Raw genomic sequence first — 14578 nt, 5'->3', positions numbered from 1 at the left:
CGTTTGCTTCGTAGCTTATGTATTTTTGTAAGGAATGAAGCACAAAAAAAGTATTGGTTTGATCATCGGCCTGATGACGCTGGCCCTTTTGGGGGTGGTGGCCATGCAGTACTTTTTCATCCGCCAGTCTTATGTGCTGAAAGCCCAGCTCTTTGATGAGTCTGTGAAAGCCGCGCTCAATGCGGTGGCCGCCAAGGCGGAGAAACGGGAGGTGATGGAGCTGGCCCTCGCACAGCGCAAGAACAAGGAAAAGCTGGAACGCGAGCAGCGCAAGCTGGAGGAGCAGCTCCGGCTGAAAACGGAAATCGAGCACCTGCGCGAAAAACAGGCCGACCTGCACCTGGCTTTCCTGCACCAGGAAGAGGAACTCAACAAACAGTTCCCCATTGTTATTCCCATTGAAAACGACTTTTACGAGACGTATATCAACAACCCGCTGCACCGGGACCTGGTTTCCATCAGCTACCAATCGAACGTGGTTATCGATAATGGATTCCAGCGCAATGACAACTCGATAGGGCTCTCGGCGATCCGCAGGGTTCCGATGGTGGGGGCGAAGGACGATAGCGTGCGCTACTTCATCCCGATGGGCCCCGATGCCTTCAACACGACGCGGTTGAAATATGCGATCAAGGCGTTCGGCCCCCGGCAGGACCTCAAGGTGAACCGCGAAATTGCCCGCAAGGAACGGGAGCTGCAGTTGCTGCAGGCCAACACCTTGATGGACACCATAGCCATCATCAGCGGCAAGAACCCCTTGATGGTGCAGGGCTTTGAGGCGGAGATGGAGCTGTATAAACGCCCCCTGAGCGAGCGCATCAATGTAGGCTATATACGTACAGAGATGGAGAAGGAGCTGCAGGCCAGGGACATCAAATCGCCCTTTGACCTCATGATCAAAGACCGGAACACTACGCTGTATGCCTCGTTTGCCAACTTTTCGGATACGGAAGAGCCCGACGCGGAGAGCCTCTACACCACGGAGCTGTTCCGGGCAGACAACAGGAGCTCAACCGGCCGCCTATCGGTTTATTTCCCCAATAAAGACGATCTGCTGATGGGCAACATGACGGTGATGCTGTTCTCGTCGGTAGCCCTGGTACTGGTACTGATCGGGTCTTTTACGTACACCATCTTTACGATGCTGCGGCAGAAGAAAATATCGGAGATGAAGACCGACTTCATCAACAACATGACCCACGAGTTTAAAACGCCGGTGGCCACCATCATGATTGCCAGCGAATCGCTCAAGGATGCGGAGATAGCGGCCGACTCGGCCCGGGCCGCGCGGCTGGCAAACATCATCTACGATGAGAACGTGCGCTTGGGCAACCACATCGAGCGGGTGCTCAACATAGCCCGCCTGGAGAAAGACAACCTGAAGCTGGAGCGCCGCCCGGTAGATATGAACGACCTGGCACAGGCGGTGGTTGACAGCATGGAGCTGCAGCTGCTCAAACGCGGGGCTAAGGTAAACATGCAGCTGGATGCTACGGAGGCCGTGGTATCGGGCGATGAGCTGCACCTGTCTAATGTATTGTTTAACCTATTGGACAACGCGATAAAGTATAGTGAGGAAGCGCCCGACATCACCATCAAAACGAAGAGCGACGGGAAGCAGGTGCACCTTACGGTGGCCGATAAAGGTATCGGGATGAACCGCGACCAGCTGTCGAAAATTTTCGACCAGTTTTACCGTGTGCCCACGGGCAACCTGCACGACGTGAAGGGTTTCGGCTTGGGGCTGAGCTACGTAAACGACATTGTGAAGCGGCTGGGGGGGAAAGTACATGTGAAGAGTGAAAAAGACAGGGGGACAGCATTCGACATCGCGCTACCACTCGAACGATAGAGAGACCATTATGCAGAAGATTTTATTAGCAGAAGACGACCCGAACCTGGGCGATATCCTGAAAGACTACCTGGAGCTGAAGGGCAAATTTGAGGTGGCGCTGTGCAAGGATGGCGAGGAGGCGCTGCGGCAATTCAACAAGGAGCCGTTCGACCTCTGTATCCTCGACGTGATGATGCCCCGCAAGGATGGCTTTACGCTGGGTAAGGAAATACGCAAAATAAATGCGAATATCCCCATCATCTTTGCTACGGCCAAGGGGATGATGGAGGACAAGACCGAGGCTTTCGGCCTGGGTGGCGACGACTACATCACCAAGCCTTTCCGCGTGGAAGAGCTGCTGTTGCGCATCAATGCCCTGCTGAAACGCGCCTCACGCGATAAGCAGGAGGAGGTGTATGCCGATGAGTTTGACATCGGGAAATACCACTTCGACTATGTGTCGCAGCTGATCAGCTACGACGGGCACCAGCAAAAGCTATCGACCAAGGAGGCTGAACTGCTACGACTGCTCTGCATCAAGAAAAACGATGTGCTGACACGCGAGGAGGCCCTGCTGAAAATATGGCACGACGACAACTACTTCAATGGCCGCAGCATGGACGTTTTCCTGAGCAAGCTGCGCAAATACCTACGCGATGACCCCAGCGTGGAAATTGTGAACGTGCATGGCAAAGGGTATAAACTGCTGGTGAGTTAATTAATTTTGGATTTTCCAGTCTAAATCCCGACCTTAGCGGCCGCTTATGGAGAAAGGCAGAGGGAATGGACCCTGTGAAGCCTTAGCAACCTGTCTGCCCGCTGGCAAACAAGGTGCTAAATTCTACTCCCGCCCGCGCGGCAGGAGAAAAATAAGCCGACACAACTTACCCTTGTGCCCTCTCCCCGAAGCATCCAGAAAAAGATTCCCGTTGCCTGCATGGCAGGGGCTTTGATGAGTTGTACATTAATTTATTCATAAAATATCATGTTAAAAACCAACAATTTGGGTTACCCGCGTATCGGAGCCCTTCGGGAGCTGAAAAAAGCTAACGAGGCCTATTGGGCAAAAAAGATCAGCCAACAGGAGCTGCTGGAAGCAGGGCGCACCATCCGCGAGGGGAATTGGAAAACCCAAAAGGAGGCAGGCATCGCACTCATCCCATCCAACGATTTTTCGTTTTACGACCAAGTGCTCGACCTGACGCTTACCGTGGGTGCGGTACCGGCCCGGTATGAGGGCTTTGCCCTGGAAGGCAAATCTTCTTACAACCTCGACCTGTACTTTGCGATGGCGCGCGGTTTCCAGCAAGATGGGCTGGACGTGACGGCCATGGAAATGACCAAATGGTTTGATACGAACTACCACTATATCGTTCCGGAATTTGTAAAAGACCAGCAGTTCCGCCTCACCTCGGAGAAGGTGATCAACGAATTTAACGAAGCCAAGGAGCTGGGCATTGCGACCAAGCCGGTGCTGCTGGGGCCCATTACCTACCTGCTGCTGGGCAAGGAGAAAGAGGCTGGGTTTGACCGGCTGGACCTGATAGAGCGCCTGCTGCCGGTTTATGAAGAATTATTGGGTAAGCTGGCCGCAGCCGGTGCGGAATGGGTGCAACTCGACGAGCCGTTCCTCGCCTTGGATATAGACGACCGGACCCGCGCCCTTTACCAAACGGTGTACAACCGCTTGGCGGCTGCCGCAAAAGGCACCAAGGTGCTTGTGGCCACTTACTTCGAGGCGCTGCGCGAGAATGCACAGACCGCCCTTGGGCTGCCGGTGCAGGCATTGCACATCGACCTGGTGCGTGGCGAAAACCAGCTCGATGAGCTGCTGGGCAGTGTGCCGGCCGGGCTGACGCTATCCCTCGGGGTGGTAGACGGCCGCAACATCTGGAAAAACGACTACGAAGCTTCGCTTGCTAAAATCAAACAGGCGGTTGACGCACTGGGTGCCGACCGGGTATGGGTGGCGCCATCCAGCTCGCTGCTGCATGTGCCGTTCGACCTGGACCTGGAAGACAACGAAGAGTCGCTCCCCGCGGAAGTGAAAAACTGGCTGGCTTTTGCCAAGCAGAAGCTTACGGAAGTAACCGACCTGGCTGCACTGGCGACGGGCGACGCGGACAGCGCCGTAACGGCCCGCTTTGAGGCGAATAAAGCGGCACAGGAAAGCCGCCGCACGTCGGCGCTCATCCACCGCGAAGCAGTGAAAACACGGGTGAAGAACATTACGGACGACGACGCCAAGCGTACCAGTACGTTTGCCGACCGCAAGGCGAAACAACAAGCCAAATTTAACCTGCCTGCTTTTGCTACCACGACGATTGGCTCATTCCCGCAGACCAGGGATGTGCGCAAGTGGCGCGCTGACCTGAAGAAGGGTGCTATTACGCAGGAAGAGTATGATAAGCTCATTGCCGAGGAGACGGAGCGGGCGATACGCCTGCAGGAGGACCTGGACATCGACGTGCTGGTACATGGCGAGTTTGAGCGCAACGACATGGTGGAATACTTCGGCGAGCAGCTCTCGGGCTACGCCTTTACGAAAAACGGCTGGGTACAATCGTACGGCTCGCGCTGTGTGAAGCCGCCCATTATCTATGGCGATGTATCGCGCCCGAGCGACATGACCGTGCGTTGGTCGGCTTATGCGCAAACGCTGACCGACCGGCCGGTGAAGGGCATGCTTACCGGGCCGGTAACCATCTTGCAGTGGTCGTTCGTGCGCAATGACCAGCCGCGGTCTGAAACCACCTACCAGATTGCATTGGCGATTTTGGATGAGGTGCAGGCGCTGGAAAAAGCCGGTATCAAAATCATCCAGATAGACGAGCCGGCGATCCGCGAAGGCCTGCCGCTGCGCAAGGCAGACCATAAAGCTTACCTGGACTGGGCTGTGCGTGCTTTCCGCGTATCTTCATCAAACGTAGAAGACGACACACAGATACACACCCACATGTGCTACTCAGAGTTTAACGACATCATCGAGCACATTGCGGCCATGGATGCCGACGTGATCACAATCGAGACGTCGCGCTCGCAGATGGAGCTGCTGGACGCATTTGCCGACTTCAACTACCCGAACGATATCGGCCCGGGTGTTTACGATATCCACTCGCCGCGCGTGCCGAGCAAGGAGGAGATGGTGAAGCTGCTTGAAAAGGCGAAAGCGGTGATCCCGGCGGCGCAGCTTTGGGTAAACCCCGACTGCGGCCTGAAGACCCGCGCTTGGCCCGAAACGAAGGCCGCGCTGGAAGCGATGGTTGATGCGGCGAAGACGCTGCGCGGCGTAGCGGAGGCCGTGTAGCCAGCTGCACTGATATATTATCAAGCCCCGTTGCCAGCCAGGCAGCGGGGCTTTCTTGTGGAAAAAAAGACGATATTGAGACGGAATAATTGGCACGGTTATGATTATAGTATTCTCCAGGAGTAGATGCCACCGGGGATATCAGAGAACTTACATTACCACGAAGCGGCGTGCCAGGAGTTTACTTGATAACCAATTCGTCCGGATTCTGCTTACAAGGCCATAATGTATGGATGACTAAGTCTTCGTTGATAAATTCGTAAAAGACGATATAATCTTTGACGATTAATCCCCGAACTCCTTCAACAGTAGTTTTGACACCAAGCTCCGGATGCTTAAGAAGTAACTTGGTATTCTTGGTAAAAAGTCTATATAATTTGGTAGAGTAGACTGCATTTCCATTACGCTCAGCATAAAACTCCATAATCTCGTAAAGCTTAGTTCGCGCTTTATGAGACCATATTATCTTCCCTTTAACCATGCATTAATCTCGGTGTCCAAATCAGCCTGTTCAATAAAGCGGCCGGCCGCAATTTCCTCGCGCGAGGCTGCTATCTCTTGAACTTGGGCAGGAGATAATTCCAAGGTCTGGGCTTCGGTCTTGGTATCCAAAATCGTCTTAATCGCTTTGAGAAACTGAATATCATCAATCTCTGCAATGCGGCTAATCAGTATATCTTTTAATTCGAGTGTACCCATGCTAACAGCAAATTTAAAGCTAAATCGCTGAAATAGCAAATTATTCCCAAGCATGCGATGCCAAATACCACATCTTCTTTGGTAAGCAGTGTTCCACCGAAAAGGTGTTTCTTGAATTGACTGGATTAGTCGGCTGATCTTCTTCTGAACGGAAAGGTTACCCGATTTCTTCCAAAAAGCAATGTCTTCCAATGCTTGTTCGGAATAATCTACTTCCATAAGTCTTCGGTCTTTACGGTTTTGAACCGACCTTCTTTATACTCTTGGTCACTTCTCTCAATTTTTTTAACAAATTCCGAGTTGTATGGCCTTTCAGTCGTCCGTTCAAATGTAACATTCAAAGCCTTAAGCACCGCCTTTATGGCGTTCGCTTGCGTTTTATTTTCTGTGTGTACAATAAACGTTTCCATATCCACTACGTTTTGTTTTGACTCACGCAAAGTTAATGATTTATCTGCTTAGAATAAAACCTGCACATTGAAGGGAGTGGCCCGGCACCCCGATTACCGGCAAAACGCTATCTTTGTGCCATGCGGTTTGACATCATCACGGTACTGCCGGGCTTGCTCGAAAGCCCTTTTATGCACTCGATACTGCAACGCGCCCAGAAAAAGGGGCTTTGCGAGATTGTGGTGCATAACCTGCGCGACTATGCTGATAATAAGCATAGAAGCGTGGACGACTACCCTTATGGAGGCGGCAGTGGTATGGTGATGCAGATAGCTCCCTTTGCGGCATGCATTGAAAAGTTGCAGGCCGAGCGGGAATACGACGAAGTGATTTTCATGACGCCGGATGGGGAAACCCTCAACCAGTCGATCGCCAACAACCTCTCGACCAAAGGCAACCTCATCATCCTCTGCGGGCATTACAAGGGCATTGACCAACGCATCCGCGATGTTTTCGTGACCCGGGAGCTTTCCATCGGCGACTATGTGCTTTCGGGCGGGGAGCTGCCGGCGGCGGTACTGGTGGATGCGGTGGCGCGACTGCTGCCGGGGGTGCTATCGGATGAGACATCGGCACTCTCCGATTCGTTCCAAGGGGGGCTGCTGGACGCACCGATTTATACCCGGCCGGCCGACTGGCGGGGGCACAAGGTGCCCGATGTGCTACTCAGCGGCAATGAGGCCGCGATAAACCGGTGGCGCGACGAACAGGCGCTTGCCCGTACCGAAGCCCGGCGGCCCGACTTGCTGGACGACTGAGCAAGCGGCAAATAGCAAGAAAATAAAATTTGTTTCGTTAATTTTTTTCCTATTTTTGCTCTGTATGATTACGGATAGGTTCCTCATCGGATTATGGTGGTGGCTCGATAGCGATAGCGTCGGGCTTGAGGGAACTGTGATACATTCCTAATCAACCAAAGGCTTTGGAATATTTAGCCCGACGTTCTGAGAATCCGTCGGGTTTTTTTATGTGATTTAGTTAACAAGTGAATATGGCATACCGATTTAAAACCGTTTACAAACAATTGCTGGCAGATACGACTACGCCGGTAAGTACATACCTGCGGCTCCGTGATGTGTTTCCCAACAGCCTGCTGCTGGAAAGCTCTGACTACCATAGCCGCGAAAATAACATGAGCTACATCTGCTGCGAACCGATTGGGGGCATCAGGCTAGACCGCGATGCGCTGGAGATTGAATACCCCGGCCAACCGGCGACACGGAAGGCAGCATCAGCGATTAACCTCCGCCAGGAGGTATCGGCTTTCAGGAGTGCTTTTGTGAGCAATAACAGCGACGAGTTCAACTTCATCTCCAATGGTCTTTTCGGTTTCTTCACGTTCGATACGGTTACCCATTTCGAGGATATACGCCTGGAGACCCCGCCGGAGCCACAGCGGGATATCCCGTATCTGCAATACCACGTTTACCGCTACGTGATTGCGATCGACCACTTCCGCAACCAGCTGTATATCTTTGAGCACCAGCTGGAGGGCGACACTAGTCCATCGGGGTTGGAAAAAATCCAATACCTCATCCAGAACAAAAACTTCCCTGAGTATAATTTCTCGCTCAATGGGGCCGAAGCGTCGAACATGGTCGATGCGGATTTCAAGGCGCTTGTAGCTAAGATGAAAACGCATATTTTCCGGGGGGACGTATTCCAGATTGTCCCATCACGGGCATTTTCACGCCCGTTTCTGGGCGATGAGTTCAACGTATACCGTACGCTGCGCTCCATCAACCCCTCGCCATACCTCTTTTACTTTGACTATGGCGACTTTAAGCTTTTCGGCTCATCGCCCGAAGCGCAGCTGACCATCCGCAACCGGGAAGCTACCATTTACCCCATTGCGGGTACATTCAAACGAAGCGGCAACCAGACGCAGGACGAAAAAATTGCGGAGGCATTGAAGGAAGACCCGAAGGAAAGCGCGGAGCATGTGATGCTCGTGGACCTGGCCCGCAATGACCTGAGCCGGCATTGTGAGGATGTGCACGTGAAGACTTACAAAGAAGCGCAGTATTATTCGCACATCATCCACTTGGTATCTAAGGTGTGCGGTACGCTGCGCGAGGGGGTGAACTCGTTCGATGTGGTCGGCGACACGTTCCCGGCGGGTACACTCAGCGGTGCACCCAAGCACATGGCCATGCAGCTCATCGACCGCTATGAAAACTTCCAGCGGAGTTTCTACAGCGGCGCCATTGGCTACATGGGCTTCAACGACGATTTCAACCACGCCATCATGATCCGCTCCTTCTTGAGCCGGAACAATACATTACATTACCAGGCAGGGGCGGGCATTGTGGCCGATTCTGACCCGGAGAAAGAACTACAGGAAGTAAACAACAAGATTGCCGCACTGCGTAAAGCATTGGAGCTGGCACAGGAAATTTGATATTAGGAAAAATGGACAGCGCACAAAATCAATCACCCCGGATACTGGTGATCGACAATTATGATTCATTCACATTTAATCTGGTACACCTCTTACATGAGTGCGGGCACGATGCCACCGTATGGCGCAATGATAAATTCGAGCTGGAAGAGGTTGCTGCTTTTGACAAGATCCTGCTTTCGCCAGGGCCGGGCATACCCAAAGAGGCGGGCCTGCTACTGGACGTGATACGCCAATACGGTGCAACAAAGAGCATCCTCGGCATCTGCCTGGGCATGCAGGCCATAGCCGAGGTATATGGCGGCACCCTGTACAATTTGAGTAAACCGGTGCACGGCACGGCGACGCCGCTGATCATCAAGGTAACCGATGAGCCGATTTTCGGTGGGCTGCCGCAGTCATTCCCCGTAGGGCGCTACCACTCGTGGGCCGTGGCACGCGAAGGGTTCCCGGATGTGCTGCGCATCACCGCTGAAGATGAGCAGGGCGTGATCATGGCCCTCTCGCATACGGCACTCGACGTAAAAGGATTGCAGTTTCACCCCGAATCGGTGCTCACACAGCATGGCAAAGCCATGATCGCTAATTGGTTGGCCCCGGCACAGGAACCGTCGCCGGCTATTGGACACACCTCACAAACCGCAGAACAATGACTATCTTAGATAAAATAATTGCCAGCAAATTTGTTGAAGTTGAACAGGCGAAGGCTGCCACGCGGCATGCCGACCTGGAGCAGAAGCCCCTTTTTGCACGCACTTGCCTCCCGCTACACGATGCTATAAATGACCGTGGGAAGAACGGTATCATTGCAGAGTACAAGCGCGCGTCGCCGTCAAAAGGGATGATCAATGACCGCGCGACGGTGGAAACCGTGGTGCAAGGGTACCAGGAAGCGGGTGTTTCGGCGGTATCCGTACTTACCGACGGCCCTTTCTTTAAAGGCAGCCTCGATGATCTGGCTGCCGCACGGGCGGTATTGCGGGTGCCGCTGCTGCGCAAGGAGTTTATCATAGACGAGTACCAGATTATAGAGGCCAAGGCCTACGGGGCCGACATCATCCTATTGATTGCGGCGGCACTGGATGCGGGCCAGGTAAAAGCACTGTCTGAATCGGCTAAGTCCCTTGGGCTGAATGTGCTGCTGGAAGTACACAACCGCGAGGAGCTGGACCGCAGTGTGATGGATAGCATAGATGCGATCGGCGTGAACAACCGTAACCTGAAAGACTTCACGGTATCGCTCGACCACTCGCTGGAATTGGTGGAGCTGATTCCCGATAAGTTTGTAAAGGTTTCTGAAAGCGGCATCAGCAATCCCGACACGATCCGCCAGTTGCGCGGTGCCGGTTTCGACGGGTTTCTGATCGGCGAGAACTTTATGAAGACCGCCGATCCGGTGAAAGCGGTGAACGAATTTGTGAGCAACATCTAAAAACCCCACCAGAGCCGATTATAAACGGATATAACCGGATATATCCGTTTATTATACGGATAATCCCTTTTGAAGCCCCCATCTTTGTGATGTCGATGGCGGTCAGTAATGCCATCGGTCGTTAATTGAATGTTTCACTCATTAATTTTTAAGCATCATGGCTTCATTAAAGAACAGTGTCCGGCTGACCGGATTTGTGGGCAGGGCCCCCGAACTGAAAACCTTCGGCGAGAACAAGAATCTGGCCCGTGTATCATTAGCCACCAACGAGCGGTACCGCAACGAGCAGGGCGAGTGGGCTACCAACACGCAGTGGCATCACCTTGTGTTTTGGGGGCGGCAGGCGGCTTTTGCGGAAAAGTCGCTGACCAAAGGCTCGGAGATTGCCGTTGAGGGGAAATTGGTAAACCGCCAATATGTTGATAAAGACGGTATAACCCGCTATGTTACGGAGGTAAACGTGAAGGAGGTGCTGCAGCTCAACCGCAGCCCAGAATAAATAGGCTGCTTTTAGGCTTTTTTCCTTAGCTTTGCGGCAGCAATTAATTGTGTGTATTTTATGATAAAAAACACCGCACTTACCGATCTGCACATCGCTTTGGGTGCCAAAATGGTTCCTTTTGCGGGATTTAACATGCCCGTACAGTATTCGGGCATCAACGACGAACATGAGACCGTCCGCAAGGCGGTCGGGGTATTCGATGTAAGCCACATGGGCGAGTTTATCCTCAAAGGAAGCGGTGCGCTCGACCTTATACAGCGGGTCAGCTCCAATGACGCATCCCGGCTCACGGATGGCAAGGTTCAATATGCTTATTTGCCGAATGAAGCCGGGGGCGTGGTAGATGACCTGCTTATTTACCGTATCGATGAAGAAACCTACTTCCTCGTGGTCAATGCGTCAAACATTGAGAAAGACTGGGACTGGATTTCCAAGTACAACACCAACGGTGTGACCATGAAGAACATCTCGGACGAGACCTCGCTGTTCGCGGTACAGGGGCCGAAGTCGGCCGATGTGCTGGACAGCCTCACCGACATGGATCTGGCCACCATGAGCTATTATTCATTTGCCAAAGGTTCTTTTGCCGGGGTAGACAACGTGCTGGTTTCGGCTACCGGCTATACCGGGGCGGGTGGATTTGAAGTTTATGTGGCAAACAAGGATGCCCGGAAAGTTTGGGACGCGATCTTCGAAGCGGGGGCACCACACGGTATTAAGCCCATCGGGCTCGGTGCGCGCGATACGCTACGCTTGGAGATGGGCTTCTGTCTCTATGGCAACGATATCGACGATACGACCTCGCCATTGGAAGCTGGCTTAGGGTGGGTGACCAAATTTACCAAGGACTTCGTCAACGCGGAGGGACTGAAAAAACAGAAAGAAGCCGGGTTGGAAAACAAGCTTGTTGGTTTTGAAATGGTGGAGCGCGGAATACCCCGGCAGGGATACGCGATACAGGATGGAAACGGCAATGTGATCGGCCGGGTTACCTCCGGCACCCAGTCGCCCACACTCAAAAAGTCGATCGGGATGGGATACGTCGCCCTGGCCCATGCCAAGGAAGGAACCGAATTGTACATCGCCATACGCAACAACCCGGTGAAGGCCGTGGTAGTAAAACCCCCATTTGTAAAGTAACAGTACCGGATGACTCTCAGAAGCGTAAACGTATGCCTAAGCCCCGCGTTATTACCTTATTACGACTTGGATGACACGACCGCGGTTGTGATCGATATCTTCAGGGCATCATCTTCCATGTGCTATGGGATAGCCAACGGTGCGCGTGCCATTATACCCGTGGCTGAAATCGATGAATGCTTAGCATACCGGGGCAAGGGCTACCTGCTGGCTGCCGAGCGCGACGGTGAAGTGGTGGATGGGTTCGACTTCGGCAACTCTCCGTTTTCTTATACGCCCGAAAAAGTGGCCGGGAAGACCGTTGTACTGACAACCACGAACGGTACGCGGGCCATCCAGCAGTGCAAAGGTGCGCAGACAATTGTCATGGGTTCGTTCCTCAATATCAGTGCACTGACCGATTGGTTGAAAAAACAGCACGGTAATGTGCTGCTGGTGTGTGCGGGGTGGAAGAACCACGTGAGCCTGGAAGACTCGGTGTTTGCCGGGGCGGTGGTAAACCGGCTCGAAGCGGCCGGGGTGACCTTAGACGACGCGGCTTATACCGCACAGAGCCTTTACGTCAACGCCGAGAGCGACTTGGCGGCATTCCTTACGAAAGCCTCCCACGGCAGGCGGATGCGGCACCTGAAAATCGAACGCGATATCGCGTTCTGCTTACAGGAAGACCTGGTGACGGCCATCCCTGTTATGAAAAACGGGGAGCTGGTTGGCCTGCCGGAATACGTGCCGGCGGCACAGTAGCGTCAGCTGTCTTTTGTAAACTGCCGGACCTGCTTGAGCAGCCGGATTTTCAACCATACCAATACGATAAATATGGCTACCGTGATGGCCAATATGGTGTAATCAGCTAAACGGTAAGCTGCCCAAACCGCCAGACCCATCAGGATCAGCCCGATATTCAGCATAACGTTATACAGGAAGTATTTTTTCATCGGCGACTCATGAAGCGGAATGTGCTAGTATACTTCCATATCCGGATCGAATGTGTCGCGCCATTCCAGGATCCCTCCCTGTAGGTTGTACAGGTTGTCAAAACCTTCCCGTTCAAGCAGCATGATGGCCTGGGCACTCCGCTTGCCGCTGCGGCAGTGGATAATCACGGGTTTATCGCGGGATATTTTATCTTTTTCGAGAACGACATCAGCCAAAGGGATGTGTGTGCCGTTGATGTTAGACGTTTCGTATTCAAACTCTTCGCGTACGTCAATCAACTGGAAGTCTTCGTTGTTGTCAATTTTCGATTTGAGCTCTTCGACGGTAATCTCTTTCATCTGCTTATTTTCATTTAGTGTTATCGGCACCTGCCCGCCGGGACTGGTTGCCTTATTCCTTTTTTGTACTCAAAGATAGCGGTTATCTGCCAAACCGGCGCAAGATAATACTGCTTTTTATTTAGGCGATGGTAGTTTTGCATATCAAACTAACTTTATCTAAGTTTGGGTAATCAAAACGGTTAAGCGATGTTCAGGTGGTTAGGTTCCGGTGTTTTGGCGCTTTGTTTACTGATGGGGTGCGCCTCGCGGCAGTCGCCGCAGCGGCTGGTCGACGCTGATGAAGTGCGGCGGGTACTGCATACCCTTGCGGCCGATGACATGCAGGGCCGGGCAGTGTTTACGCCGGGTGTGGAACGTGCTGCTGATTTCATTGCTTCGGAGTTTACCAAAATCGGGCTGGAGCCTTATGCCGGCGAGCCTGGTTTCAGGCAGACATGGGAGGTTGTACAGATCCGCCCGGCCACGTGGGAGGTAACATTTGACGGGGAGGAGATACCCGAAGACCGTATTATTGTATCGAGTAACAGGCCGGGTGTAAATTGGAATACCGATCCGGATGTCGCGTTGATCCAAATAAAGGCTGGCGATGACTTTGCGCAGCGTTTCAGGGAGGTGGCTACCAGCGGCGGCGATGCCGTGGTGGTGGTCGACACGAGTTTCGCCAACCTGTTCGGCCGGTACCGCAGCTTCTTGATGCGCGAGCGGGTCAACCCGGAACACAGCGGCGCCCCCACGCCCTCGGTGGTGTATGTGTTAGCCGGCAGCGTGCCCACATCATTCCGCGTGGCGTTTACCAACGTCATCGAAAAGCAGCCGCTTTTTAATGTGTTGGCCGTACTGCCTGGCAAATCGCGGCCGAATGAATACGTCATTTTCTCGGCCCACTATGACCATATCGGTATCATCGACCCTGTGGGCCAGGACTCCGTTGCGAATGGCGCTGACGACGACGCTTCCGGCGTATCGGCAGTAATAAGCTTGGCTAATTATTACAAAAAGCTAAATGACAATGCGCGTACCCTAATCTTCGCTGCATTTACGGCAGAGGAGATCGGCCTCGTAGGGTCGAAATATTTTTCGACAACCATCGATGCCGACGAGGTGGTGGCGATGATTAACATCGAGATGATTGGTAAGGATGCCCGGTTCGGGCCCAACTCGCTATACGTAACGGGCTACAGCCAAAGCGACCTGGCGGAAATCATGCAGCGGAATGTGGAGAACACGGGCTTCACGTTCCATCCCGACCCCTACCCCACCCAAAACCTGTTTTACCGAAGTGATAATGCCTCGTTGGCTGCCATGGGCGTTCCTGCCCATACGTTTGCAACGGTGCAGATAGACCGCGACAAGTACTACCACACGGTGGCAGACGAAGTGGAGACCCTGGCAATCGAAAACATTGTTTCGTCTATCCATGCCATCGCTATGGGGGCCGGAAGTATCGTATCGGGTGACGACACGCCCTCGCGGATTCCCAAGCTGGGACAGTAAACGGCAAACTTTTAGCCTGAATTTGCGTTATCATTATAAAGG

Annotated in this window: 16 protein-coding genes and 1 riboswitch; of the genes, 11 read left to right on the top strand and 5 right to left on the bottom strand. The window is 53.1% G+C overall.

What is annotated here, in order from left to right; translation table 11 throughout:
- Positions 1–34: 34 nt before the first annotated feature.
- The 3 genes from NGM62_RS14280 to metE all read left to right on the top strand — a co-directional run bounded on the left by NGM62_RS14280 (position 35) and on the right by metE (position 5141).
- A complete protein-coding gene (locus tag NGM62_RS14280; protein ID WP_262248926.1) occupies positions 35–1852 on the top strand; it encodes a sensor histidine kinase in 1818 nt (605 codons plus the stop codon).
- 10 nt (positions 1853–1862) lie between these two features.
- Positions 1863–2552 (top strand): response regulator transcription factor, encoded by a 690-nt coding sequence (locus tag NGM62_RS14275; protein WP_262248925.1) that lies wholly within the window; start codon positions 1863–1865, stop codon positions 2550–2552.
- Positions 2553–2593: 41 nt separating this feature from the next.
- Positions 2594–2710: riboswitch (SAM riboswitch) on the top strand.
- A gap of 109 nt (positions 2711–2819) precedes the next feature.
- Positions 2820–5141 (top strand): 5-methyltetrahydropteroyltriglutamate--homocysteine S-methyltransferase, encoded by a 2322-nt coding sequence (metE, locus tag NGM62_RS14270; RefSeq protein WP_315975874.1) that lies wholly within the window; start codon positions 2820–2822, stop codon positions 5139–5141.
- Positions 5142–5322: 181 nt separating this feature from the next.
- On the opposite strand, the gene NGM62_RS22245 is transcribed toward metE, so the two are convergent.
- The 3 genes from NGM62_RS22245 to NGM62_RS22240 are packed head-to-tail and all read right to left on the bottom strand — an operon-like array spanning position 5323 to position 6250.
- Positions 5323–5565 carry a type II toxin-antitoxin system RelE/ParE family toxin gene (locus NGM62_RS22245; RefSeq protein ID WP_390937463.1) on the bottom strand — a complete coding sequence of 81 codons (243 nt, stop codon included), beginning with the start codon at positions 5563–5565 and terminating at the stop codon, positions 5323–5325.
- 38 nt (positions 5566–5603) lie between these two features.
- Positions 5604–6059 carry a type II toxin-antitoxin system YoeB family toxin gene (locus NGM62_RS14265; RefSeq protein WP_262248924.1) on the bottom strand — a complete coding sequence of 152 codons (456 nt, stop codon included), beginning with the start codon at positions 6057–6059 and terminating at the stop codon, positions 5604–5606.
- The gene (locus NGM62_RS22240; protein ID WP_390937459.1) at positions 6050–6250 is read right to left on the bottom strand and encodes a DUF2683 family protein; all 201 of its coding nucleotides are present in this window, start codon (positions 6248–6250) and stop codon (positions 6050–6052) included. Before NGM62_RS22240 ends, NGM62_RS14265 begins: the two co-directional genes overlap by 10 nt.
- A 120-nt stretch (positions 6251–6370) precedes the next feature.
- On the opposite strand from NGM62_RS22240, the gene trmD reads away from it, so the two are divergent.
- From trmD to NGM62_RS14230, 7 genes are all read left to right on the top strand, one after another.
- A complete protein-coding gene (gene trmD / locus NGM62_RS14260; RefSeq protein WP_262248923.1) occupies positions 6371–7048 on the top strand; it encodes a tRNA (guanosine(37)-N1)-methyltransferase TrmD in 678 nt (225 codons plus the stop codon).
- 233 nt (positions 7049–7281) lie between these two features.
- Entirely contained in the window at positions 7282–8691 is a 1410-nt protein-coding gene (locus NGM62_RS14255) for an anthranilate synthase component I family protein (RefSeq protein ID WP_262248921.1), read from the top strand.
- An 11-nt stretch (positions 8692–8702) separates the two neighbouring features.
- Entirely contained in the window at positions 8703–9344 is a 642-nt protein-coding gene (locus NGM62_RS14250) for an anthranilate synthase component II (protein WP_262248919.1), read from the top strand.
- Positions 9341–10123, top strand: coding sequence for an indole-3-glycerol phosphate synthase TrpC (gene trpC, locus NGM62_RS14245; protein WP_262248917.1), 783 nt, complete (start codon positions 9341–9343; stop codon positions 10121–10123). The genes NGM62_RS14250 and trpC overlap by 4 nt, the downstream gene beginning before the upstream one ends.
- A 157-nt stretch (positions 10124–10280) precedes the next feature.
- On the top strand, positions 10281–10622 hold the full coding sequence (locus tag NGM62_RS14240) for a single-stranded DNA-binding protein (RefSeq protein WP_262248915.1): 342 nt from the start codon (positions 10281–10283) through the stop codon (positions 10620–10622).
- A gap of 63 nt (positions 10623–10685) precedes the next feature.
- On the top strand, positions 10686–11765 hold the full coding sequence (gcvT, locus tag NGM62_RS14235) for a glycine cleavage system aminomethyltransferase GcvT (protein WP_262248944.1): 1080 nt from the start codon (positions 10686–10688) through the stop codon (positions 11763–11765).
- Positions 11766–11774: 9 nt separating this feature from the next.
- Positions 11775–12509: a 2-phosphosulfolactate phosphatase gene (locus NGM62_RS14230; protein ID WP_262248913.1), complete on the top strand. Its 735-nt coding sequence runs from the start codon at positions 11775–11777 to the stop codon at positions 12507–12509.
- A gap of 2 nt (positions 12510–12511) precedes the next feature.
- On the opposite strand, the gene NGM62_RS14225 is transcribed toward NGM62_RS14230, so the two are convergent.
- Together NGM62_RS14225 and NGM62_RS14220 are read right to left on the bottom strand one after the other, a co-directional pair.
- Entirely contained in the window at positions 12512–12700 is a 189-nt protein-coding gene (locus NGM62_RS14225; RefSeq protein WP_262248911.1) for a DUF6358 family protein, read from the bottom strand.
- Positions 12701–12724: 24 nt separating this feature from the next.
- On the bottom strand, positions 12725–13039 hold the full coding sequence (locus NGM62_RS14220; protein WP_262248909.1) for a rhodanese-like domain-containing protein: 315 nt from the start codon (positions 13037–13039) through the stop codon (positions 12725–12727).
- 189 nt (positions 13040–13228) lie between these two features.
- Between NGM62_RS14220 and NGM62_RS14215 the strand changes: the two genes are divergently transcribed.
- Entirely contained in the window at positions 13229–14536 is a 1308-nt protein-coding gene (locus tag NGM62_RS14215; protein WP_262248907.1) for a M20/M25/M40 family metallo-hydrolase, read from the top strand.
- Positions 14537–14578 lie beyond the last annotated feature (42 nt).

This window comes from Parapedobacter soli (genome assembly GCF_025460835.1).
GTDB lineage: Bacteria > Bacteroidota > Bacteroidia > Sphingobacteriales > Sphingobacteriaceae > Parapedobacter > Parapedobacter soli.
This window is presented reverse-complemented; position numbering and strand designations above follow the sequence as displayed.